General features: G+C 58.3%; 22 protein-coding genes. 12 read left to right on the top strand and 10 right to left on the bottom strand.

Going from position 1 to position 23,895, the window contains the following annotated elements; genetic code table 11:
• Positions 1 to 324 precede the first annotated feature (324 nt).
• From ectA to soil367_RS00485, 4 genes are all read left to right on the top strand, one after another.
• On the top strand, positions 325 to 846 hold the full coding sequence (gene ectA / locus soil367_RS00500; protein WP_136545879.1) for a diaminobutyrate acetyltransferase: 522 nt from the start codon (positions 325 to 327) through the stop codon (positions 844 to 846).
• Positions 847 to 889: 43 nt separating this feature from the next.
• Positions 890 to 2,161 carry a diaminobutyrate--2-oxoglutarate transaminase gene (ectB, locus tag soil367_RS00495; protein ID WP_136545877.1) on the top strand — a complete coding sequence of 424 codons (1,272 nt, stop codon included), beginning with the start codon at positions 890 to 892 and terminating at the stop codon, positions 2,159 to 2,161.
• A gap of 115 nt (positions 2,162 to 2,276) precedes the next feature.
• The gene (locus soil367_RS00490) at positions 2,277 to 2,663 is read left to right on the top strand and encodes an ectoine synthase (protein ID WP_136545875.1); all 387 of its coding nucleotides are present in this window, start codon (positions 2,277 to 2,279) and stop codon (positions 2,661 to 2,663) included.
• Between the two features lie 76 nt (positions 2,664 to 2,739).
• On the top strand, positions 2,740 to 4,173 hold the full coding sequence (locus soil367_RS00485; RefSeq protein WP_136545873.1) for an aspartate kinase: 1,434 nt from the start codon (positions 2,740 to 2,742) through the stop codon (positions 4,171 to 4,173).
• Between the two features lie 471 nt (positions 4,174 to 4,644).
• Here the strand turns inward: soil367_RS00485 and soil367_RS00480 are convergent, their stop codons facing one another.
• Genes soil367_RS00480 through soil367_RS00470 form a run of 3 tightly spaced genes read right to left on the bottom strand, consistent with a single transcriptional unit; the run spans position 4,645 to position 6,649 of the window.
• Positions 4,645 to 5,454, bottom strand: a complete 810-nt coding sequence (locus soil367_RS00480; RefSeq protein ID WP_136545871.1) for a 4'-phosphopantetheinyl transferase family protein — start codon at positions 5,452 to 5,454, stop codon at positions 4,645 to 4,647.
• Positions 5,427 to 6,062 (bottom strand): pyridoxamine 5'-phosphate oxidase, encoded by a 636-nt coding sequence (gene pdxH, locus soil367_RS00475; RefSeq protein WP_136545869.1) that lies wholly within the window; start codon positions 6,060 to 6,062, stop codon positions 5,427 to 5,429. Before pdxH ends, soil367_RS00480 begins: the two co-directional genes overlap by 28 nt.
• Positions 6,063 to 6,094: 32 nt before the next feature.
• Positions 6,095 to 6,649: an isochorismatase family protein gene (locus soil367_RS00470; RefSeq protein ID WP_136545867.1), complete on the bottom strand. Its 555-nt coding sequence runs from the start codon at positions 6,647 to 6,649 to the stop codon at positions 6,095 to 6,097.
• Between the two features lie 119 nt (positions 6,650 to 6,768).
• Here soil367_RS00470 and soil367_RS00465 point away from each other — a divergent pair, with 119 nt between their 5' ends.
• A complete protein-coding gene (locus soil367_RS00465) occupies positions 6,769 to 9,744 on the top strand; it encodes a DUF748 domain-containing protein (RefSeq protein ID WP_172962227.1) in 2,976 nt (991 codons plus the stop codon).
• 80 nt (positions 9,745 to 9,824) lie between these two features.
• Positions 9,825 to 10,421, top strand: coding sequence for a 5'-deoxynucleotidase (gene yfbR / locus soil367_RS00460; RefSeq protein ID WP_136545863.1), 597 nt, complete (start codon positions 9,825 to 9,827; stop codon positions 10,419 to 10,421).
• Positions 10,422 to 10,433: 12 nt separating this feature from the next.
• On the opposite strand, the gene queE is transcribed toward yfbR, so the two are convergent.
• Positions 10,434 to 11,114: a 7-carboxy-7-deazaguanine synthase gene (gene queE / locus soil367_RS00455; RefSeq protein ID WP_136545861.1), complete on the bottom strand. Its 681-nt coding sequence runs from the start codon at positions 11,112 to 11,114 to the stop codon at positions 10,434 to 10,436.
• Positions 11,114 to 11,779, bottom strand: coding sequence for a 7-cyano-7-deazaguanine synthase QueC (gene queC, locus soil367_RS00450; protein WP_136545859.1), 666 nt, complete (start codon positions 11,777 to 11,779; stop codon positions 11,114 to 11,116). Before queC ends, queE begins: the two co-directional genes overlap by 1 nt.
• 261 nt (positions 11,780 to 12,040) lie before the next feature.
• Here queC and soil367_RS00445 point away from each other — a divergent pair, with 261 nt between their 5' ends.
• Positions 12,041 to 12,580, top strand: a complete 540-nt coding sequence (locus soil367_RS00445; protein WP_136545857.1) for a 3'-5' exonuclease — start codon at positions 12,041 to 12,043, stop codon at positions 12,578 to 12,580.
• Positions 12,581 to 12,864: 284 nt separating this feature from the next.
• A complete protein-coding gene (locus soil367_RS00440) occupies positions 12,865 to 13,164 on the top strand; it encodes a hypothetical protein (protein WP_246065437.1) in 300 nt (99 codons plus the stop codon).
• Between the two features lie 187 nt (positions 13,165 to 13,351).
• On the opposite strand, the gene soil367_RS00435 is transcribed toward soil367_RS00440, so the two are convergent.
• The 3 genes from soil367_RS00435 to soil367_RS00425 are packed head-to-tail and all read right to left on the bottom strand — an operon-like array spanning position 13,352 to position 17,850.
• Positions 13,352 to 13,762: a response regulator gene (locus tag soil367_RS00435; protein WP_136545855.1), complete on the bottom strand. Its 411-nt coding sequence runs from the start codon at positions 13,760 to 13,762 to the stop codon at positions 13,352 to 13,354.
• Positions 13,762 to 14,328: a hypothetical protein gene (locus soil367_RS00430; RefSeq protein ID WP_246065436.1), complete on the bottom strand. Its 567-nt coding sequence runs from the start codon at positions 14,326 to 14,328 to the stop codon at positions 13,762 to 13,764. Before soil367_RS00430 ends, soil367_RS00435 begins: the two co-directional genes overlap by 1 nt.
• A 27-nt stretch (positions 14,329 to 14,355) precedes the next feature.
• Positions 14,356 to 17,850 carry a 7TM diverse intracellular signaling domain-containing protein gene (locus tag soil367_RS00425; RefSeq protein WP_172962226.1) on the bottom strand — a complete coding sequence of 1,165 codons (3,495 nt, stop codon included), beginning with the start codon at positions 17,848 to 17,850 and terminating at the stop codon, positions 14,356 to 14,358.
• A gap of 368 nt (positions 17,851 to 18,218) precedes the next feature.
• Between soil367_RS00425 and soil367_RS00420 the strand changes: the two genes are divergently transcribed.
• The gene (locus soil367_RS00420; protein ID WP_136545851.1) at positions 18,219 to 19,310 is read left to right on the top strand and encodes a hypothetical protein; all 1,092 of its coding nucleotides are present in this window, start codon (positions 18,219 to 18,221) and stop codon (positions 19,308 to 19,310) included.
• 40 nt (positions 19,311 to 19,350) lie between these two features.
• Here the strand turns inward: soil367_RS00420 and soil367_RS00415 are convergent, their stop codons facing one another.
• Complete coding sequence (locus tag soil367_RS00415; RefSeq protein ID WP_136545849.1) at positions 19,351 to 19,596, bottom strand: hypothetical protein; 246 nt, start codon at positions 19,594 to 19,596, stop codon at positions 19,351 to 19,353.
• Positions 19,597 to 19,814: 218 nt separating this feature from the next.
• On the opposite strand from soil367_RS00415, the gene soil367_RS00410 reads away from it, so the two are divergent.
• The 3 genes from soil367_RS00410 (at position 19,815) to soil367_RS00400 (ending at position 22,458) form a co-directional block, all read left to right on the top strand.
• A complete protein-coding gene (locus soil367_RS00410) occupies positions 19,815 to 20,156 on the top strand; it encodes a hypothetical protein (RefSeq protein ID WP_136545847.1) in 342 nt (113 codons plus the stop codon).
• Between the two features lie 225 nt (positions 20,157 to 20,381).
• The gene (locus soil367_RS00405) at positions 20,382 to 21,377 is read left to right on the top strand and encodes a GGDEF domain-containing protein (protein ID WP_136545845.1); all 996 of its coding nucleotides are present in this window, start codon (positions 20,382 to 20,384) and stop codon (positions 21,375 to 21,377) included.
• Between the two features lie 163 nt (positions 21,378 to 21,540).
• A complete protein-coding gene (locus tag soil367_RS00400) occupies positions 21,541 to 22,458 on the top strand; it encodes an acyl-ACP thioesterase (RefSeq protein ID WP_136545843.1) in 918 nt (305 codons plus the stop codon).
• 60 nt (positions 22,459 to 22,518) lie between these two features.
• Here soil367_RS00400 and soil367_RS00395 read toward each other — a convergent pair whose 3' ends face one another.
• Positions 22,519 to 23,823, bottom strand: a complete 1,305-nt coding sequence (locus soil367_RS00395) for an MFS transporter (protein WP_136545842.1) — start codon at positions 23,821 to 23,823, stop codon at positions 22,519 to 22,521.
• Positions 23,824 to 23,895: the final 72 nt, after the last annotated feature.

Genomic DNA, 23,895 nt, shown 5'->3' with positions numbered 1-23,895 from the left:
CGTCCGAACCTGCTCACAGACATTTAATTTTATTAACCTTTTGGTAGCTACGCTGATTTTAGCTGCGGCGTAAGCTTGTACAGAGCTTCGGACTCTTCACCCTCACAGCGGGGCGCTTTTGCGGACCGGGGATACTGCCAGAGGCGAAGCTCGATTTGATTTTTCTTTTGAGGTCTATATAATTTCTAAACTCAAACTGCTACCCAGCGCACAAAATGCAATCATTAAAATCAACGACATACCATAAAAAAGACAGCATTTTGTGCACAAGAGGTTCTAAATTGAATTCACCTCTAATGGATAACCTAAAAGCTAAGGACCTCCATGAGTCGTGCCAGCGATAACATCAACGAGATCATTTTACGGGAACCCCGCGCTGAAGACGGCTACCCGCTTCACCGCCTGATCGACGCCTGCGCGCCCCTGGACCCGAATTCGGTCTACTGCAACCTGCTGCATTGCACACATTTTGCGCCCACCAGCGTGGCGGCAGATAGAAACGGAGAACTGGTGGGGTTTATCTCTGGTTATATTCCACCGGCTCAACCAGACACGATCTTCATTTGGCAGGTCGCCGTACATGCTTCAGGTCGGGGACACGGTTTGGGCAAGCGAATGCTGAAAGAGATTTTGCGTCGCCCCGCGTGCGAAAACGTTCGCTACATGGACACCACCATAACAGACGACAACGAGGCGTCCTGGGGGCTGTTTATGTCGCTTGCACGGGACCTCAACGCAGAAACACAGCGTTCGCTGAAGTTTGACCATGACACCCACTTTGGCGGCCAGCACGATTCTGAATACCTGTTGCGTATCGGTCCCTTTGACCGGGCTCCACTTCTTTAAACCTTTAACCTCGAACCTGACATGCTAAGAGGCATCGTTCGCTATGGAAATGTTCAAGAATACCGAATCAGAAGTACGGGTTTATTCACGCGCTTTCCCGATTATTTTCAACCGGGCCAAGAACGCTACACTCTACGCCGAAGACGGCACAGCCTACCTGGACTTCCTTGCCGGCGCGGGATCGCTCAATTACGGCCACAACAATGACCACCTGAAGAAAGCGTTGCTGGCCTATATCGAAAGCGATGGCGTCAGCCAGGGCCTGGATATGTTCACCCGGGCCAAGTACGACTTCATGGAGAGCTACAAGACGGTGATCCTGGAGCCGCGGGGTCTTGACTACAAGATGCAGTTTACCGGCCCGACCGGGACCAATTGTGTTGAAGCCGCGATGAAGCTGGCCCGGAAAGTCAAAGGCCGGGATGGCATTATCTCGTTCACCAACGGCTTCCACGGTGTTTCACTTGGGGCCGTAGCTGCAACCGGCAACAAGCACCACCGGGGCGGAGCCGGAGTACCACTGGGTAGCGTCAGTTTCATGCCCTACTGCAATTATCTGGGCGACGAAGTCGACACCATCCGGATGATGGACAAGATGCTGTCCGACAATTCCAGTGGGGTCGACCTGCCAGCTGCAGTCATCGTTGAGGCGATTCAGGGCGAGGGCGGCCTGAACGCAGCCAGCGCACAATGGCTGCGCGACCTGGAGAAGCTCTGCAAAAAACACGACATCCTGCTGATCGTCGATGACATTCAGTCCGGCAACGGCCGTTCAGGTGACTTCTTCAGCTTCGAAGAGGCCGGCATTACTCCCGATATCGTCACGGTTTCGAAATCGCTGAGCGGATATGGTCTGCCAATGGCGCTTGTTCTGCTGAAGCCGGAACTGGACGTTTGGGCTTCAGGCGAGCACAACGGAACTTTCCGTGGCAACAGCATGGCGTTTGTCACCGCGCGCACGGCGATCGAAACTTACTGGCGTGACGACAACTTCCTGAAGGAGATACGCGCCAAAAGCGAGATTCTCCGCGACGGCCTCAAGGCCATTTGCGACAAGTATGGCTCTGGCCAGTTCAAGCTGAAAGGCCGGGGCATGATGCGCGGCATCGCCTGTCAGAGCGGCGACATCGCCGGACAGATTTCCAAGGCTGCGTTCACCCGCAATCTCATCATCGAGACAGCCGGGCCGGAAGACGAGGTTGTCAAGTGCCTGATGCCACTGACCATTACCGAGGACGACCTCAAGAAAGGGTTGAAGCTGTTGTCCGAAAGCGTCGACGAAGTCATGAAAGGACAGATGAGTCAGGCGTCCTGAAGCTTACAGCGTCGAGGGAACTGGCACGACGCATCAAAGCCCTGGTCTAAAAAGCACCAGGTTTGGTACGGTGCCAGGATAGCCTTGGCTCCGACTCTGACAAAAGGATAGGTTTATGATTGTTCGCACACTTGATGAAGTCCGTAACACCGACCGCCACATGAAATCCGATAATTGGGACAGCGTGCGGCTGAGCCTGAAAGACGATGGCATGGGTTTCTCCTTTCATATCACGACTATCAAGGCCGGTACAGAAACCCATATCCACTACAAGAATCACCTTGAGACCGTCTATTGCATCTCCGGCGATGGCGAAGTTCAGACGCTGGCGGACAACAAGGTCTACAAGATCGTTCCGGGCACGGTGTATATCCTCGACCAGCACGATGAGCACATGCTCCGCGGCGGGAAGGAAGACATGGTCGTCGCCTGTGCGTTCAACCCGCCCCTGAGCGGCCAAGAAACCCATGACGCTGACGGTGTTTATCAGATCGCTGACTGACAGCCAAGGGTTTCCTGAGGTTTGCGCCAGTGTCACGGGCACTGGCCGTCAACACAGCAACTGAAAGAACAGGACCATGACACATACTGTAGAAAAGATCGGCGGCACGTCGATGAGCGATTACGCTTCAGTGCGCGACAACATCATCATCGGCAACCGCGATAAGGAAGATATCTACAACCGTATCTTTGTGGTTTCAGCATACGGCGGTGTTACCGACGAACTGCTGGAACACAAAAAGACCGGCGAGCCGGGGGTATACGGCCTCTTTGCCGATACCGATTCCGAGTGGGCCTGGGGAGACGACCTCAGCAAGCTCAGCAAGCACCTCTGCGAAATCAACAAGACCCTCTTTCGCGACCCCATGCTGGTGCAACAGGCCGATCAGTTTATCCTTGACCGTATCGAAGGGGTGCGAAGCTGTCTCATCGATCTGCAGCGGCTCTGCTCGTATGGCCATTTCCAGCTGGAGGAACACCTCCTGACCGTCCGTGAAATGCTCGCCGGCATCGGCGAGGCGCATAGTGCCTTCAACACGACGTTGCTGCTGCAGAACGACGGCATTAATGCCCGCATGGTCGACCTGACCGGCTGGCGCGACACGGACCTGGTTCCGCTGGATGAAAAGATCAAAACCGCGTTTGACCAGGTAGAGCTGAGCCGCGAGTTGCCGATTGTGACGGGCTACGCCCAGTGCAAGGAAGGCCTGATGCGCACATTCGATCGGGGCTACAGCGAAATGACTTTCAGCCGTATCGCCTGCATTACGGGCGCCGCTGAAGCGATCGTTCACAAGGAGTTCCACCTGAGCTCCGCTGATCCGAAGATCTGCGGAGAAGACAAGGTCGTGCCGCTCGGTCGGACCAATTACGATGTGGCTGACCAATTGGCTAACCTGGGCATGGAAGCGATTCACCCCCGCGCCGCCAAGGGCCTCCGGCAGAACGACATCCCGCTACGGGTCAAGAACACGTTTGAACCTGAGCATACCGGCACCCTGATCACCCGGGATTACGTCAGCGAGAAACCCCAGGTTGAGATCATAGCGGGCCGCAAGGGCGTTTTTGCGATCGAGGTGTTTGACCAGGACATGCTCGGCGAGCCTGGTGCCGACCGGAAGATCCTCGATATTCTGGCGCGGTTCAAGGTGCGTTTTATCACCAAGGACACCAACGCCAATACCATCACGCACTATGTGGACAGTACCCTCAAGTACGTCAAGCGCGTGGTCAAGGAGCTGGAGCAGGCGTTTCCCCAGGCCGAAATTTCAACCCGTAAGATCTCCATCGTCTCCGCTATCGGCAGCGACATGCAGATTCCCGGCATGCTGGCCAAGACTGTGAACGCACTGGCGGACGAAGAGATCACTATTCTGGCGATCCATCAGTGTATGCGCCAGGTGGACATGCAGTTTGTGGTGAAGGAAGAGCACTACAACCGCGCCATAGCGAGCCTGCACAAGGTTCTTATCGAGCCTTATAACCACGAGTACGCCATTGTTGCCGCCTAGCGGCTACAGTGACGATGGTCAGCTCGTGGTGTAATACGGTGAGTCATGCCGCGCAATCGTTCGCGCCATGGAAGGGGATATGCGGTCGAGAGAAATATGCTGCTCGGAGCTTTACAGCACCGCCTTTTCCATGGGGTTACTTTGGCAGTGACAGTTCAGCTTGAGACTTAGCCGCTGCCAAGCGGTAAACAACCCCAATCTGACTTCCACCCCCTCCCCCTTTGAACTGGCGAGCATCGCAGCAGGTCGGGGATCAGCGGGCTCGTTGTCTGAGCGTAGCGAGTTTAGAGCACGCCCCCGGCCTGGGAGAAGCGCAGCGAACCGCTTGCGCAGCAGGCGGCAGGAAGGGGGTGGCGTTTTCTTGGTTACTTCTTTGTCGCTACTGACAAAGAAGTGACTCGGTCAGCGCCGAAGGCGATGGACGAAACTCTTTGGCAGTGGCAGTTTAAGACTCAGCCGCTGCAAGCGGCATCATAACCGAGGCTCAACGGGCAGATGGATCGTCGCTGCCGGCATTTCCGCTCGAACCTCTCCGCATCGATCCGCAAACAATGTCGCCGTGGAGATGCTTGGAGGCGTCTGTTTGTTAGAATTCCAAACCACAGCCAGCCAGTCCTCCTCAACCTTACCGGACCATGCCTGCCAGCCTGTGGCTGCCGTATCCGCTGTCAGGCGCCAACCAGAAACAGGGTCTATCTCTGCTTGGATTGCCTGGAAGTTCCCCGCCAGCCCCCGCCCGGTCGCTTTTACCCAGGCTTCCTTCAAGGTCCAGAGCCGGTAGAAAAGCGCGTTCATCTGCTTTGCTTCCGCCTGGGCAAGCAGGGCCTGCTCATCGGCACTGAACCAGCGAGCAGCGATCCGGCCGCTATCCACAACGTCGCGCGGTCGCTCCAGATCAACACCCAACCCATCCGTCGCACCGCAAACCGCCACTGCAACTCGAGCAGCGTGATGGCTGATGGACGTTTTCAGGCCCGACGCCGAATCCAGCGGAGCACCACGACCGTCCAGAAGCCATTGCTCTGGCGACCCGCCTCCGGCATCGGCCAGCAGATTGCGCAGCAGGACACGAGACCCCAGGAACAGAGGCTTGCGGCGGGCTCCAAGGCTGGCCCACCGGTGCGTTTCAGGCGCTGAGAACCAGTGGGGCGGCTGGGCTGGAACATCGCTTCCCGCCACTGCCAGGCGCACTCGCGGGGGGACGACAAGCCCACTTACCCGAGGCTCCGCCGGGTCGCACCGCGAACCCATGGTCAGGGCTGCAAGCGCCGGATGTGCCACTGGCCGTCTTCAAGGCTGTATTCGAAGCGGTCGTGCACCCTGCTGGGGCGACCCTGCCAGAACTCTAGCCGGCGCGGCTTGACGAGGTAGCCACCCCAGAAATCCGGTAACGGAACCTCTTCATCCCGATAATGTTTTTCAAGGGCCTGAAGCCGTTCTTCCAGGGTCTCGCGTGAGTCCAGAACACTGCTCTGACGGGAGGCCCAGGCACCCAACTGGCTCGCCCTGGGCCGTGAACTGAAATAGGCCTGGGATTGATCCCGCGGCAGCTTTTCAACGCTTCCTTCGATAACAACCTGGCGGTTCAGCGCCAGCCAGGGCAGCAGCAACGAGGCGCGAGGGTTGGCCGACAGTTCCTGCGCCTTGCGACTGCCGTAGTTTGTGAAAAAGCTAAAGCCCTGCTCGTCAAAGGACTTCAACAGGACGGTTCGCACGGAGGGCATGCCGTTGGCACTGGCAGTGCCCAACACCATGGCGTTAACGTCTTCGATACCGCTGTTACGCGCTTCAATAAACCAGCGCTCGAATTGCCGAATGGGATCGTTTTCCAGCGCGGTTCGTTCCAGGCCTGCGCTTTCGAAGTCACGCCTGAGCTGACCTAGGTTCATGCACCTGTCCTCCGGGTCTTTGTTTTGTCGTGTTAACGAATCAGATCAATCATCGCCCGAAAACGGTCACCCGACGCTTCTGCCTGAAGCTCAAACAGGGCCATTTCGACCGAGTTCAGCGCGGCACCCGCCTGCTGCAGGCGCGTTACCCCTAGCTGGCGGTTGCCGGGATGTCGGGAACTGATGCAGTCGGTGAGGGGGAATAGCTGGTAACCGGAAGCGAGCAGATCCATACCAGTCTGATAGACGCAGACATGACTCTCCATGCCCGCGAGCAGAACCTGATCACGCCCCGTGGCGGTCAGCCGCTCGTTAAACACGGGCTCCCGCCAGGCACTGAACGTCTGTTTGGGAATGCGCTCGATACTTCCCAGGGCCTCGGCGACCGACGCAGTTGTAGGCCCCAGCTTTTCGGGAAGCTGCTCCACACACAGCACCGGCAACCCGAACAGCGCCGCCCCGCCTATCATCCGGACCGTCTCGCGCTTGACGGAGTCTGCTTCTATCATCAGTTCGGCCAGGCGCCCCTGCATATCAACAATAACGAGCACGGCCCGGGCCGGCTCCAGACGATCGGGTAGTGCCATCTCGTTCCTCCGGCTCTGTCATTTGTCAGGTCATTCTAACCTGTATAGTCTTTGCTTTAAGGGATTTTCGGAGATGGGACGTCCCCCAATCTGTCACCAGCCTAAGGGAGCCGGGCGCCGTGGCCCAAGATAACCGTACTCAACCGAAACGAAAATGGCCGCGCTGGGTCGGGCTGGCGCTCGCCCTGCTAATACTGATCTATAGCGCTTTTGGCTTCCTCGTCGTCCCTTGGTGGCTCGAACGCCAGCTCCCCGAGCAGGCTCAGCGTCACCTTGGCTGGCAGACGCAAACCCGCGATATCAGCGCCAACCCGTTCACCCTGAGTGTCACCGTAACGGGATTCTCTGCCACCGATTCCGCAGGGGAGGTCGTTGCCCGGGCGGAAAAATTCCATCTTAACGTATCCTTTCTTCAGTTATTTCTGGCCCAGATCGGTATTGACGAGTTCCTTCTGGATGAGCCCTATCTGCGCCTGGAAATCGGCCCGGAGGGCAATCTCAACATTCTGGCCGACTGGCGGAATAACAGCCCCCAGGCAGCAGACGCCGGACAGTCAAAGGGTGGCGACAGCGGCTCTGGCGAGAACGGCCCTGGAGAAAGCAGCGAAGGCTCCAGCGGAGCGTTCCCCCTCGTCATCGAAAATGCCCAGATCACAGCCGGCAAAATTTTGTTGCGCGACCGACGTGGCGAAACCACGCAGGAGTTCCAGATCAGCCCGATAGCGTTTGATCTCAGCGGTGTAGCGACTTTTGAGAACTCCGGTGATGCCGGGCGCTACTATCTTTCGGCCACTCTCGGCGATGATCAGAAACTTATCTGGCAGGGCGATATCAGTCTGATGCCTTTCCGCTCCAGCGGCGATTTCGAGCTGCAGAATCTTGCGGCCGACGCGCTCTGGCATTTCGTCGGCCGGGACACGCCGTATGATTGGCGCCAGGGACGGATAGACTACAAGAGCAACTATCAGTTCTCTGACACGGAGCAGCTCCAGCTCGACGACGGTGAACTCTCAATAAGAAATAGCGAAGTCTTTATAAGTGCCACTTCCAACGACCAGCCCGCGCTGCAAGTGGACCAGCTAGAAGCGCAAGGGCTCAGCTTTGACTTGTCGCGGATGCGGCTTCAGGTCGGCAGTATCAGCGCGGCAGACTGGTCCTTACTGTTGCGCCGAGCTGAGGACGGAACACTCAACTGGGCCGCAGACGCTGAAGACGATGGAAGCGAAGGCGATGAAAGCGATAGCGGGTCGGACAACGACGAGACGTCTTTCAGTTGGCAGGTAGAGCAGGTCGCCCTTGAGAGTGGGGTCCTCAACTGGCGTGATCGGGCGCTATCTGAACCGGCCGAGATCCAGCTTGATCAGATTGAGCTCGAACTTACCGACCTGACCGGCGACCCCGACAGCCCGGTTGGCATAGCCCTGCAGGTGACGGGCAGCGACAAAGGCACAGGCCAGCTCAATGGCGAGTTTACGCTGAGCCCGTTCACGCTCGAATCATCGGTTCAACTCAGCGACGTCAGTCTGGCGAACTACCAGGCTTACCTCAACGAAGCGGTAAATCTGGAACTGGCCGCCGGTACCCTCGACTTTGACGGCACCGTAAGCCTGGATGACCAGAAGCCGAAACTGACCGGCAGCATCGAAGGGACGCTCTCAGCCGACGCAGTCCAGACCCAGCTGGTGGAGCTGGAATCACCGTTTCTGTCGTGGACGAGCCTGCGCCTGAATCCCCTCAGGGTTCAGCTGGAACCCTTGACGGTGGATATACCGGAGATCCGCTGGACCGGGCCAGAGTTTACCTATGTCCGCTTGCCCGACGGCAAAAATAGTGTTTCCCGTGTCACCGCCGACGACGAAGAGGGCGAGACCGCCAGCGCTGAAACTGAAACCGCCGGGGCCGACGGGGATGGCAACGATACGGTCGGTTTTGCCCTCCGCATCCAGCGGCTCGGGCTTGAAAGCGCGGCCATTGTCATTGACGACCGGTCCATCGAAGGCGGGTTTCAGACCCGCATCCACAACCTGAGTGGAGAGTTGCTGGCATTGGGCAACCAAAAGCCGCAACGCGCAGAAGTCAGGCTCGAAGGGGATGTCGCGGAACAGGGCAGCCTTGTGCTGGAAGGCACTATCGGGGCACTGGGGCAGAACGATACCAGCGTGCTCGATCTGGTCGGCGATAACATCGCCATTCCACCTCTCACGCCCTACGTGGCACGTTACCTCGGTTACAAGGTGGAGTCAGGACGACTGGCCCTGGACCTAGATTACACCATCGTAGGTGACCAGCTCGATGGCTCCAACGACGTCGTACTGCATGATTTCAGGCTGGGAGAAAACGTCGACAGCCCTCAGGCGGTGGATGCGCCGGTACAGCTGGGGCTCGCGCTACTAAGGGATCGCAGTGGCACAATATCAGTTGAGCTGCCGGTTAACGGCAGCCTCAGCGATCCCAGCTTCAATTTCAGCGAGGTGATTCTCAGCACCTTCAGCGGGCTGGTGGCTCGTGCCGCAACCGCACCGTTCTCTTTACTCGGCAACCTCGTCAATATTGGTGGGTCTGACGAGGACCTCGGCAACACTGGCTTCGCCCCCGGTTCGGCAGAGCTTCCGGCGAAAGAAAACGAAGAGCTGCAGGCACTGACCGAGGCCCTGAACGAGCGGCCGGCTATTTCCCTGCAATTTCGCGGCGTCAGCGCCCCCGACTGGGACGGGCCTGCGCTGGTTCTGGCCGAACGCGGCGTCAGCCTTCCAGCCGAAGGGCTGGGGCCTCTGATTGACAAGCTGGAGAGCCTTCTGGTGGAGCTAGAGGGAGAGTCTGCACTTGAGAGCCAGGTCAGGGCACGCGATACAGACGCGGGTCCGCGCCGGAGCAGCCCCGAGTGGGCCCAGACACTGCTGCGGCAGCTTGTGGGTGAGGAGAGCCCCGAGCCAGGCGCCCTGCGGCAACTTGCGGAAGACCGGGCCGCAGCTATTGAGCGGGCGCTGGTCGATAATGGCATTGACCCTGGCAGGCTCAGCCGCGAGGCCGTAAGAACCAGCGGCGAGGTGGAGCAGGGCCGGGTTATGGTTCCGCTGGAGCCGGGATCGCGATAGCATTTGCGCTCTCTTCACGCAGGGTCGTTGGCTCCAGCCAAACTCCCCTGCGCTGTACCGCTTTGCCACTGGAAATTTCGATGCCAACAGTTAGCCAGAGTCCCTTCTTTGCATACCTCAGCCGCTTGCGCTGGATCAGGCGCTGGGGTCTGATGCGCAACGCGATCGAAGAAAACGTGGCCACTCATTCCTGGGAAGTCGCCACGCTGGCGCATGCCCTCGCGCTTATTCGTAACCGCTATTTCGAGGGCGAGGTGGATGCCAACGCGGTCGCTACTGCAGGTCTCTACCATGACGCGGCGGAGGTTATAACCGGTGACTTACCGACGCCAGTCAAGTATCACTCCAGTGTCATGCGCAAAGCGTTTGCCGACATTGAGGACAAAGCCCAGGAGGAGCTTCTGGCCTTGTTGCCCGGCCCCTTGCGGGAAGCCCTGGCGCCACACTTGCAGGAAAGTCTGTGGCCTGAAGAGGTGAGGGTACTGGTCAAGGCGGCGGACAGGCTTTCGGCTTACCTGAAATGTGAAGCCGAAATTCGGGCCGGCAATCAGGAGTTCGTACAGGCAGCGCGCGAGATCCGCAGACGGCTGGACGAAGACCCGCTGCCCGAAATCCGCTTTTTCATGGAGCACTTCGCCCCGGCCTACGGCCAGAGCCTGGACAATCTTCTTCTGTAGGCCGCCGGAAGGTCAGTCGATCCCCACGAGCTTATGGGTCTGCAGGGTCAGCCTCCACTGGGGGTGCTCCAGACAGTACTCGATAGCCCTGCGTGTGTTTTCCCATTTGAGCGGGTCAGAGGTGGCAGTTGCGTCCGGCGAAGCCATTGGCGACAGGTAGAAATAGTCCGCGTCAAACCCGCTGAAGCGTTCGGGCATTGCCTGCGCCTGCGGATAGACCAGCTTCAGCTCGTCGCAGCGAGTCACCGCAAGCACCGCCGCGGCCTTGGGGCTAACGCAGAGCCAATCGACTCCAGCGGGAGCTGGCAGGGTACCGTTGGTTTCGACGCCTACCTCGAATCCGAGTCCGTGAAGCGCATCGATCAGCGGGACGTCCAGTTGCAGCAGGGGCTCCCCACCGGTACAGACTACGTAGGGTCGGACCCTGCCGTGACGGGTCCGGCCTTCGCCGCCGGACGCGGGCCAGAGATCCGCGATAGCCTTGGCGAGGGACATGGCATCGGCGAACTCGCCGCCGTTCTGGCCATCTGTCCCGACGAAGTCCGTATCGCAGAAACTACAGATCGAGTTGGCCCGGTCTTTTTCCCGGCCATTCCAGAGGTTGCACTTACTGAAACGGCAGAACACGGCGGGTCGGCCGGTCTGCGCGCCCTCGCCCTGCAGGGTATAGAACATCTCCTTGACCCGGTACATCAGGTGTCCGTCTCGTAGGGCAAGGGATCAGCCAGCCCGTTGGCCGCAAAAGCTTCGAGTCTCTCCACGCAGGACCCGCATCGTCCGCAGGCTTTTTCCCTGCCGTTGTAGCAGGTCCAGGTCTGGCCGTAATCCAGTCCCAGGGCAAGGCCCTGGCGCAATATCTGGCCCTTGTCGGCATGCAGGAAGGGCGCGACGATCCGGACGGGTTCGTAATTGGCTATCTGGGCCACTTCATCCATGCGCTCGACAAATTGAGGCCGGCAATCCGGGTAGATCGCATGATCACCGCCGTGCGCGCCGTACCATACTTCGCTGGCCCCGGTAGTCACCGCATGGCCGATAGCCAGGGAAAGCAGAATCATGTTGCGGTTCGGGACCACAGTGCTCTTCATGTTGGACGCGGCGTAATGCCCTTCCGGCACCGGACTCTCGCCCGTCAGGGACGACCCCTGCAGGAGTTCCTGAATTGACGTTATGTCTACGACGCGATGGTCCAGCTGCAAGTTGGTGCAGACCCAACTGGCGTAGTCCAGCTCACGGACGTGCCGTTGCCCGTAATTGAATGAAAGTGCATGCACCGTGCGCCCTTGGGAGCGCGCCATGTGCAAAAGCGTAAACGAATCCATTCCGCCGGAATAAATCACTACGACCGGGTGTTTCATTGAAGAGATCTTCTCTGGCAAATTCGAAGGGCCAATTATAGCAGTCCGGGGCTTCAGCGGGTGGCCTGCCAGGGCGTTACCGATACCTCATCTGTGCCCGCGCATGTTTTCTGCTATAACTGTAACAAAGCATTGCTAATAATGACTTATCGTGATGTCCTGCCAAAGTACAGGTTCAGGTATTCGGAAGATCCGACCACCGATCTTAACCCTTAGCCTTAACAGAGATTCGACCGCTCGCTGAGACACCAGTTAATAATAATGAGAGCAGACCCTATCCCTACCTTTATCGACTTTGAGGCCTCCAGCCTGGACCTGGTGGCAAGCTATCCCATCGAGGTAGGTATCTGTACCGGCTCGGGCCAAGTCGACAGCTGGCTCATCAGACCGTTTGTATTATGGAAGGACTGGTCTGAAAGCGCCCAGCGGATTCATGGCATCTGCCCCTCGACCCTTGCAGAGGAAGGTCTCGAGATCAGCCAGGTGATCGAGCGGCTTGATACACTGCTGCCCCCGGTGGTCTATTGCGACGCTTGGACCTTTGACAGCTTCTGGCTCCACCGCCTCTACAAGCCCACCGGGAAAAGACCCGCTTTCCAGCTGGAGTCTGTGTCGACACTGCTGAGTCCCGAGCAGTGCGCAAGCTGGGCTGAAGTTCGCCTGATGGTCATTGAAGAGCTCGGCGTTGAAACCCATCGCGCGGCCAACGATGCCCGCATTCTTCACGAAACATGGAAGCGGGTGTCGGGAATGTGCTCGCGAACCACGACCGCTCTCGGCTCTCCCTTATCCGGCTACTGAGTACTTTTCCTGGCTACTGAATCAGTTCAGGAGCCCCTTTCAAAACCCCGTTCGCCCGCGCTAGAATCAACCTATAAATTACTCACTGACCGTTTTGGAAGACTCGATGTTGCAGCATTTGAGAAGTTATTTGGCCTGTTCAAAAAAGCAGATTTGAGTTGACCCTGCGACCAGTGATGGCTGGAAGGGTCTGACGAACCTTCCAGCGGGTCAGAGAAACCGGGGAGGTTCGCCTCCCCGGTTTTTTTTTGGCTCTACGGACTATCACGGCAAGGAGTGATTTTATGAGTAACAAGCCCACCCGCCCTGCCAGACCGACAGGAAAGCCGGCTCGCAAGACAGCGCCCCGTCCATCGCAGGCGCCCGGCCCCGTACGCCAACCACGAAAGCTTCCCTTTCTTGAGGCGGTCTGCAAAAAGCTGAATCAGCGCGCCAACCTGGAAGACGAGCAGCGCCTGCTGGGTCTCTACGAACGCGGCTGGATTTTTCGTGGGGTTCTGGCGAACCTTGAAGGTGACGAGGCTCGCTACGTGCGCTCGCTGGCAACGCGATACAATTCCTGGATCGCACGACAGGTCGCGTGACGGTCTACTCAACCAGTAACAGAGCGCTGCTCGAACGGCACAATAGAACGCCCAACAGAAGTTTGCGACAGGATGTCGCCCCCGGGAGTACCGGGGCAAAAAGGAAGAAAGGTGCGTGGGCAGGTCGCGGCAGCTGTGCTTGGGCTCGAAAAAGGGTAACCCAGGCCCGACAGCAGCGCCATGACGCCTAGTCTTGGAGCCGGTCCTTTGTCAGGTGGTTGTCAATGCCATGAACCATCATGTAGTTGTTGACGACGTCCTGGATTTTCTCTTCTGAGTAGGGTTTTACAACATAGCCATTGGCGCCCGCACTGATGGCTTTCTGTATGCTTTCGATAGAGTCATCAGCCGTGACCAGCACAATGTGCTGTCGCTCGTGGCGGGATTTGAGTTCCTGCATGAGTTCGTGGCCACTGCAGTCGGGCAACCCAAGATCGAGCATGACAATGCTGAAACTGCAGCGCTCGAAGGCGGCCAGCGCGCCGGCTCCGTCTCCCACTTCGACTACCCGGCATGCTCCGACCCGGTAGAGCATGTCTTTCAACATCTCGCGCATGACCGGCTCGTCTTCTACCACCAGCACACTCAGTTCATCCATTAGTATCCCCTTGAGTTCGAGCCTGCGCTTTCGGCAGCCTCGTTCTGACCTGCGCCCTCGCCACGGCGGGGCAAAGCCAGTTTATCATCTTCGGTCCGGGCATGGCGGTCTTCCTGTCGCTGCTCGTACTGGCTGCCCGAGAGAATGTTGCTGATGCTTACCGCAGTGGTATAGAGAGAAATTGCGATAATCAGCAGGATAGGCTGGACGAAAGACACGAACTCCGGGACCCGGTCGTCCCCGACTATCAATAGTATCAGCAGCAGCGAGGGCCCCAGTACTGTAAAGAGTGTCGCCGCAATAAAAAATACTATTCGTTCCTTGTAGCGACCCAGTTCATGGTTCGCGATCAAGCCCAGGACGAAGCGACCGATCGCCAAACCTGCCAGAATCGCAGCTGCGATCGACAGGTCGGGGCGCAGCAGGACTTCGGCAAGCTCCCCCCGCCAAAGCCCTTGCAGACCAATCACCAGAAAAGGAAACAGCACGAAAAGAACATCGGAGTAGGTGCCGTACGTCATATTGACGAACTGGCTTTCATTGCGCGATTGGGGAGATTCGCTCATTTGTGTTTCCTGGTCTGTTGTTGGACGTTAATGGCCATTCGTACTAAAAGCCTCGCGTAGCAATTGCTCCACAATGGCCGATAACTCATTGGCCCGGTTCAGTTCCTGTGCCCTGAGTGCAGCTTCCAGCTCACCCGCCCGTTCCGTAATCAAAGGATAGCCCATTGCGCCAGCACTGCCTTTCAGCTGATGCGCATGCATCTGAAGCTGCTCCCAGTTGCCCTGCTGCCGTGCCTGGGCCATGGATTCCAGGCGCGCGGGCAAGCCTGCGACGAATTGTCCCTGCAACGCTTTCATTGCCGGGTCTTCTGACGCCTCCTGCACGACTTGGTCCTCGGGTGCAGGTGGCATATGTCTTGCCAGTGTTGCGCCGATACTCTCAGCCACAGGCTCCACCAGGATCTCATCAAAACCAGCTTCAGCCAGGGGCTCCGAGTGCATGCCCTGTGGAAGGTATGCAACGATGGGCCTTCGGAAGCCTGTCTGACGAAGCAGACGCATCACATCGACCGCGCTCATCTCCGGCAGGTCATGGCCCAAAAAGACCATCCGCACCGTCTTCGCCATGGCTAACTGAACGGCCCGCGGCCCAGTATCGGCCACCACGACGTCAAGCCCCATCCCACGTAGCTGGGCCTCGATCACTCGCAGAGCGTCCGGATTGGCGTCGGCGACGAGAACCGCGCCGTCATATTTTGGATCGGCTTCACTCTGGTCATCGTGCGTGACCTGAATTTCGCCCTGGAGCGGGCTCAGGTAAAGCGACAACGTCTCGTAGAAACGCGATTTGTCGATGGGTTTGGCGAGAAAGTCATTACAGCCCGCGTCACGGTAATCCTGCACATCCTCGGCCATGACATTGGCGGTCAACGCAATGACGGGTGTATTGACCCCCGCCTCCCGCAGCGCACGGGTAGCGTCTCGCCCATTCATGACCGGCATCTGGATATCCATAAGAATGACGTCGAAGCCACCCTGGAGACCCAGCTCAAGTGCTTCCGCACCATTCGTGACATGCACAATCTCGGCGCCGGTGCGGCGCACCAGGAGGCTGACCAGATTGCGATTGACCTCGTTATCTTCAGCGTAAAGTATGCGCCCTTTTAGCCGCGGCGTGGCTACGCTCTGGAGGCGCTGGCGCCGCCCGGTCATTTCCGGGGCGCTGTGGATCAAACGTACGCCCTCAAGCGAGCCGGTATCCACAAAAGCCTCAAATTCACTGCCTTCGCCGTATTGGCTCCTGACCCTTATCGAGCCGCCCAGGAGTTCACACAGGCGTTTGGAGATACTCAACCCCAGGCCCGTGCCACCGTACTGCCGGGCTATGTCGCTGCTGCCCTGGGCAAACGGGTCAAACAGCCGCTCCAACTGTTCCCGCTTCATACCAATGCCAGTGTCCACAACGGTCGCAACCAGCTGTTGCTGGGGGCGATCACAGCGAATATGGACGTGGATATGGCCACGCTCGGTAAACTTGAGCGCGTTGGCGCACAGGTTGATAAGGATCTGCCGGAGTCGGGTAGGGTCAGTCTGGATCAGCTCAGGCAAGGGAAAGTCGTAGATAATCCTGAAGTCGAGTCTTTTTTCGCGTACCCGGGGTGCGAAGAAAGCGCGAACTTCCTCGATGAGCTCCGGCAGATTGACCGTGAGAATTTCAACATCCAGCTTGTTGGCGTCGATCTTGGAGTGGTCAAGAATGTCGTTGATGAGGTCGAGCAGATGCCGGCCACTGCGCACGACGGTTTCCGCACTGTTGCGCTTTTGCTCGTCGTCCAGGTCGGGCTCCATCAGCGTTTCGCCATAGCCGATAATGGCGGCCAGCGGCGTACGGATTTCATGGCTCATGTTGGCCAGGAACTGCGATTTCGACGCGGCAGAATTACGGGCAACTTCTTTCTCTAGCCGCTCGTTCTCACGCTCACGCTCGACTTTTTCACGCTCCTTGCGCTCGGTGATATCAACAAACGTGCCTTCGAGGTGAGTCGGCTTTCCGTCAGGGCTATAGGCCGCACGCAAGGACACACTGGCCCAGCGTTCCTGGCCTTGATGGTCCACATAAGCGGCCTCAAGGCCCTTTACCTGACCACTTGAACTCAGCGACTCACGGACGCGTGCGCGTACCGCAGGGTCAGCGAAACAGGCTTCAAGCACGTTAGGCGAGTGTCGTAACAGTTCCCTTGCCGACCGGTAGCCCAGCATGTGGGCCAGAGCCGGGTTCGCTTCGATAAAACGGCTCCCCAGGGACATCTGGAAAATGCCTTCTATCGCATTGTCGAACAGCGACCGGTAGCGTTGCAGGTTGGCGACGGCAGTCTCGTTCCAGCGCAATGCCTGTTCCTGCACGACCTTGATGCGCTTGGCCATGGCGAAGGAGAGCAGAACCACCTGGCTGGCGAAACCAAGTTGGGGCATGTGTGCCGTAATGGTATTGACCGGCAGGTAGCCCATAACAGTAACGGCATAAATGCCGACGCTCAGGAGTACCATGGACCAGGCGGCAAGATAGGTTTTGGCGGACGGGATGCCGACACGCAATGCACGGTAGCTGGCAAACAGCATCAGCAGTACCAGTATCACCGAACCGATAACGGTCCACTGCATGGACACGTGATAGCGGATGAACAGACTCAACACCAGCGTGGCAACCGTACCCCGCAAAGCAAGACTCAGAAGCTGGTCGAGCCCCGGCGCGTTGGCCTTGGTCTCGAGCAGATCGCGCGCCATCAGCAGCGCCCAGAGCCAGGCGATAATTATCCAATAGTGCAAAAATCCCTTGTCCAGCAAGAACACCTGATGGCCGAAAATCTGCTGACCGTGGACCTGCTCGGTGAGGATGAACATGGTCCCGAAGAGGAGATAAAGCATGTAGAAAAGATAGCCTTTCTCGCGTACTACAAGCGTCACGAAAAGGTTATAGGCGAAGATGGCCAGCATCGCGCCCAGGAATGCCCCGTGGAAAAACTCCGAAATTGCGATTTCTTCGGCATAGGCACCCGGCGCCCAAAGGTGCAGCGGCAGGCGGAATGTGTTGCGGGTATACACGCGCAGATAGGCGGTAACGGTCTGGTTCTGTTGGAGCTCCAGCGTGAAGTTGGGATTGGGCAGGTTCAGGTCTCGCTGTTCCCAGCCTTGATCGTAGCGAAACTGGCGTTCGCCGACGATACGGCCATCCTCGATCAGGTAGAGATCAGCCTCATCCGCCAGTGGAAGCTCCAACTCGAGTATGTAGGCCCTTTCCTCATACTCGCCTACATAACGCAGGTCGAAGCGCACCCAGTAAGCGGACTCGGTATAGCCAAAGTTGAGCAGGCCTTGGTGATGCTCGGTAAAGCCATCCAGCCCATCGTCGGCGTTTCGCACATCGCTGAGCGTCTGCTTGTGGGAGGGGTCTTCCAGGTACCAGAGGCACGACGCCAGGGGGATGTGCTCGGTCTTGTCCGTGACCACGATGTGTTCGTCATGGCAGCTGGATGCGCCATACCCTGTGGATGGTGCCAGCAGAAAGAGCAACAGCAGTAGCATCAGCCACCAGCCCGTTGACCGTTCAGCTGTTCCCGGGCGCTGAGTCAGAACCCCGTTGTACCCCACCAACGTTTCTCTGAGACACGACAAATGTGATCCCCCGCCGGCATGCTCGGCCTTTTTAAAGTACATTATTGTTATTCGACGCAACCTGGTGTCCCATGTCATTGGTTCGCGTGCTCTCCTGGCCCGGGAGCGCGCAAGGCGAGCGGAGTATAGCGCGGGAATCTTATACCGATGATGCTTCGCTCTGACAACTTTAGCAGTTCGAGCAGTTTTAGCACGTTTTGCTATTCCCGAGCGGCCTCGCCGCGCACAGAGGCGGCCACAGCGGGATTACACCAGCATTTTTACACAGGGGGTTTTATATGGGTCGCTATTGCGGTCCCCGGTCAGCAATTTGTCTCGTAGTTTTGCTCAGCCTGGTCGGGCTGGCGGGTTGCAGTAACGACAGCAGCGGCGAGGTGGGCGTCAACCCTGGAGAGAACCAGCCTGTCAGCCTCCTGCTTGAAGACTTCAAAATAGATGACTTGCGCTGGTCTGCCTATCCGGGCTTCTTGAAGGCTATCGAGCCTAATGCGTCCGATGCCGACGAAGCACGCGAGATCATCCGGGAAATGGCGAATGCCGTAGCACCGTTCCTGAAGTTCCAGCCTGAAGTACAGGAAACCGGCCCGGTACAGTTCGACAGCAGCCGCAATGCCGTCGACCTCATGAACTGGGTGATCTATAACGACCTCGTGAAGAACTTCGAAGACGGTCGCGCTGCTATCAGTCGCGCCATAGACCGCGGCGAGCCCGCGCGTTATCAGAACGATCGCATCCAGTTTGTTCAGGAGCGGGAGGATGAGACGCTGGTCTGGTCCTACATACTCGCCTGGGTACATATTGCCGAAGCCGAGGGCGACGATCCCACGGCCGAAGCGACCGAAGATCTGGTGGGCCGGACCATAAGTAATGCCGTCGTTCGGGTCATACTCGCGGTGAACTCGCCCGGCTCGGAAATAACCGTTTTCCCTGCAGCGACATTTCGTGCGAACGGGCCACAGGTTACGCCGGAAGCGCGCATTACCTCATTCTCCCTGCCGCTGGCCACCGACACGCCTGCACCTGCGAACGGAGTTGAAGCCGTACCGCCTGCCACAACACTGAACCAGTCCTGGACCGGACGCGAAGATCTGTGGACCTGGACCAGCGAGGTGGCCCGCAGCTTTGGCGCCAACGATGAAGTACGCTGCGCCCATTTGCGCGCGGACTATGCCTCGGGACAGGCCTACTTCTACACTAGTGCGACGCCGTCTCGCGTGGGACTGCAAGACACAACGGATCCGGATAATCTGCCGGTAGAGGGCGAGGCCGACACCCCAAGGTGCGGGGCCGTCTACCCAACCTCGACAGAGCCTGGTAACGCCAAGGCCGTCTGGCAGCTCGTGCCCGAAAACGAGGGGTTGCGGAACTGATCAGCCGACCGGGCCATGAGCCATGCTGTCGCAGACGGAATTAATCGTCCAGATCGAGCAGAAACCTGCGCTTGTTTTCGATCATCCGGCTATAGGTAGCAATGATGCATTCGCTGCCGAGGCTCTGGGCGTTCTGCAGAGCAATGATCCGGCGTTGCAGATCTTCGACTTCATGCTGGATGCGCCGGTTGAGCTGCTCCCGGACGTTGTCCAGGTCAATGAGGGGATCAGTCTGCGGTAGATTTTGAGTGAGACCGGCCTGATGTTGCTGATGTGGTGCCGCCATAACAGGGTTCCTTGTCGGGGCTGACCTGTAAGGTCCGGTATGCCAGGGGTTCCCCGGCAGCTCCAACTTCCGTTTCGGTAATCACGGATTGTTACCCGGTTGCCCAGCTTTTTGCAAGAAAGGGCGGAACTCTGCGTCAGTTTTTGCGAAGCAGTCCAAAATCGAGGGCTTTACTTACACCGGGCATTTGCCCTGACTCTTCTGAGGAGACTCTCAACGTGCCCAACGCCTCTGTCGCCGATGCTCTGCGCGAATTTCTTGCCCTGATTGAGCTGCTGGACGATGCCTATTGGGAGGCCAGCACGATTCCCCATAAGGACGGCCTTTACGACATCATCAGTATCTTTACGACAGAAGTCGCCGAGCTCAACAAACTGAACAGCCAGGACCACCACTTTCCCTACGAGATCATCACCGAGGGCGTGCGCCGGGTGGTACCAAAACTGGAGCGCCTCGAAGACACTCGCGACGAGGTCATCCAGCGAACCCAGACGCTGATAGACTTCCGGGATATTGTCTCGTCGGTGCTTTGCATTCTGGAAGAACAGCTTGATGCCTGAGATTGGAGATTAAGCCCGTCCAGCACATGAGATCCCGATTCAACGGATTTTTTATCGGTCAGGTAAGTTAATGAATATAAGTTCATTCTTTGAAACTCCAATGGTTACCGATGTAACTTCCTGCAACTTTCTTTAGCGTTTCTGTCATCCAGGGTCTACGCTTTCTAGCAGCTTTACCGCGCCACTACCCGATCCCAGGTCATCTCGTACAGGGCAACGCCGCCTATGCTGTACCGACTGCGCAACGACTTCCGTCTGTCGATAATGACAATGCTCGGCGCATGCGCTTTTGTCGGTATCACGCCCTTTGCGGTCTACCGTTTTATTCAGGGGGATCTTCGTTCAGGGCTGGTAGACGTCGCCATCTTGGGGCTGATTCTGATCACGGTGACTTACGCCTGGGTCAGCGGTCGCACCGGCTACAGCGGCATCATCCTGGCGATTGTTGCTTGCGCAGGGGCTTGTGTCGTTGCGGTGATGCAGGGTGACAATGGCATCTTCTGGCTTTTTCCCACTCTCATTACCAGCTTCTTTCTGACCCGGCCCCTGGTTGCCGTGCTGATCAATAGCTGCGCCATCCTCACCCTGGTTCTGCAGGATACTGTATTTGACTCAGCCGAGCAGTTGGGCTCGTTTATCGCTTCAGGCATGGTTGTCAGTGCGTGCGCCTATGTCTTCGCCCTACGCAATGAGAACCAGCGCAAACAGCTGGAGCAGCTTGCGATCTTCGACTTCCTGACAGGCGCCAAAAACCGCAGGGCCATGGACCAGAGCTTGCAGGTGGCTGCAGCGGAACACGCAAGGACAGGGGTTCCCCAAGGGCTGGTGATGCTGGACCTGGATCATTTCAAGCGCGTCAACGATGTCCATGGCCATACCGTAGGTGATGAGATTCTGGTTCAGTGTGCTCAGCTTGTCAGCGCCAACATCCGCCAGGCCGACCAGCTGTTCCGTTTTGGCGGCGAAGAGTTTGTGCTGCTGCTGAATGGCGTGCAGGAGGATAAACTGGCCGCTATTGCGCTCAATCTCAGGCGCCAACTGGCCACCAACCTTCGCGGCCCGGACGGTCCCATTACCGCCTCCTTCGGCGCGGCCATGCTCAAGCCGCAGGAAACCTGGGAATCCTGGCTGGACCGGGCCGACGCGGCGCTTTACCAGGCCAAGCACGGGGGTCGTGACTGTGTCGTCCTGGCCAACGGCGACCCGAGCCCTCAGCGCTAGTGTCCTGTCCGTTCAGGTAGAAATAGCAGACACAGGCCAAGTCTCCTCTTTTGCCAAAACCGCCCCCTCCGCAGTATCTTTACCCCCTAAGTTCAAACTCAGCTGATCCTCCTGTTGCGTGACGATGGGATGGATCCCTCCGCTCGCCTGCCAAGGAAAAATCATGAGTAAGCTGGTCGAGGTTTACCGAAACAGCGTACAAGCCTGGGAGTGTGACCAGATGGGTCATCTCAATGTCCAGTTTTATCTGGACAAGGCTGCATCCGGAACAGCGGTGCTGGCTCAGAACCTCGGGCTCGGCCCGGACTTTACCCAGGCAGAAGGGGCCCGGCTTCAGGCGCGCGAGCATCATATCCGCTTCCATCGGGAGCAGCGCGCCGGCGCGCCGCTTCTGATACAGGCGGGTGTACTGGGTACGCGACAGAACGGGCTTACGGTTTACCTTGAGCTCACGAATCCGGCAACTGCTGAGGTGGCAGCGACGTTCGTCGTCGAAACCGAGCTTGCACGGCCGGGCTCGGCTGAACGCTTGCATCTTCCCCATCGTGCACTGGACCGGGCCGAGGCACTGCAGATTGACCTTCCCGACCAAGGCAAACCACGGGGTGTTGAACTGTACGCACCAGGGCCCGCGCCAACGCTCGAAAACGCCGAATCCCAAGGCATGAGGCAGACTTACCTGGGGCCGGTATTACAAAACATGTGCTGCCAGGACGATCGGCTGGCTGATCGAAGCTACATGGCCGTGATTTCCGATGCGGTACCCAACTTGCTGACAGATGTTCGCGGCGCGTTGGCGGAAGCGAAGAACATCGGCGGTGCCGCCCTCGAATACCGCCTGGTTTACCATTCCCGGCCCCGCGTTGGCGATATTCTCTGCCTGAGAAGCGGCATCAAGGCGCTGGGTCATAAAACCTATACGCTCGGCCACTGGCTGTTCGACTACAGCACTGGCGAAGCAATCGCGACTGCGGAGGCCGTGGCGGTGATGTTCGACCTTGAAGAGCGCAGGGCCATTGAGCTCCCGCCACAAGCGCGGAGTGCACTTGAGCGGATCCTGGTACCAGGGTTCTCGGTATAGGTGCTTGACCCAGGGGCTCTGTCGCGACGCCTGCACCAAACGATCAGCCTGAATTACGGCCTAACTACGCGGCGTTCGCAGCGAACCGGTCTCTGCCCGCGGAACCGTCAGCATCAGCATGAAGCCCACAAAGAAGAAAAGCAGAATTGTGCTCATGCCCCACCTCTGGCTACCGGTCGCTGCGGTAACCCAGGCTACCAGCAAGGGCCCGGCGAACGCGGTGGCCTTGCCGGAGAACGCGAACAGGCCAAACATCTGGTTGCGCAAGTGCTCAGGCGCTACCCGGGCAAGGTAGGATCGGCTCGACGCCTGGACCGGGCCGACGAAGATGCCGAGCAACATGCCGAATGCCCAAAAGCCCTGCACCGATTCAACCAGAAGAATGGCTGCCGCACTCACTGCCAGACCGAACACTGACAGCAGGATCGTATTGCGGCCCCCCAGCCGGTCATCGACCCAGGCGAAGCCCAGCGCACCCAAGCCTGCGGTAACATTCAGAGCGATACCGAACTGCAACACCTGGCTCTGATCCATGGCGAACGTTCCGGCGGCGTATACCCCGCCAAACGTAAACACTGTCGCCAGTCCATCGGTATAGAGCATGCGCGCGATCAGAAAGCGGACGATCCCCCTGTACTCGCGGATCTGGGCCATGGACTGCCTCAGTTGGCCCAGGCCAGCCCGGGTAGCTGCCGCGAGACTTAACCCGGTCGAAGGCCGGTCCGGCGTGAAAAGGAAAAGCGGCAGCGCAAAAATCAGATACCAGACCGCAACCAGCACAAAGGTCGCTCTAACATGCTCGGCCTGCGCACGATCCAGGTTGAACCAGGCGCCGTCGATGAAGCCGACAAGCGCTATCAGCAAGGCCAGCACGCCACCGACATAGCCCAGCCCCCACCCCCAACCGGACCAGCGCCCTACGCGGTCTGAGCTAACCAGATCCGCTAACATCGCGTTGTAAAAAATAAACGCGAATTCGGCGCCGAGAATACCGAGCCCCACCCATGTCGCGGCAAATGCCAGGTCGCCCGAGCCCGGCATCACGAACCAGAGCATGGCGCTCGCGACCACACACAGCAGCGTAAAAGCCATAAGCCAGGGCTTACGGCTGCCGGTGCGGTCTGCGATCGCACCCAATATTGGCGCCAGCACGGCCACGAAGAGACCCGCCACCCCGACGATATTGCCCCAGGCTTCGGTTCCGGCGACGCTGTCCTGCACCACGGATTGGCTGAAATACTGGGCGAACACGAACGTCAGTACGATCGTGTAGAACGCGCTGTTGGCCCAGTCGTAAAAGGCCCAGGACCACAAGGCACCCCGTCCCGCCCTGGCGCTGTTCTGAGTCGCGATCCCATCTGGCATGACTGATTCTCTGCAGCGGTTCTGTTGCGGTAGATTTAGCCGGTTGTGTCTGGCGTTGCCCGTGCAGCCTAG

Source organism: Hydrocarboniclastica marina, assembly GCF_004851605.1.
GTDB lineage: Bacteria > Pseudomonadota > Gammaproteobacteria > Pseudomonadales > Oleiphilaceae > Hydrocarboniclastica > Hydrocarboniclastica marina.
Note: the sequence above shows the minus strand (reverse complement) of the source record. Positions and strands in the feature narration are given on the sequence as shown.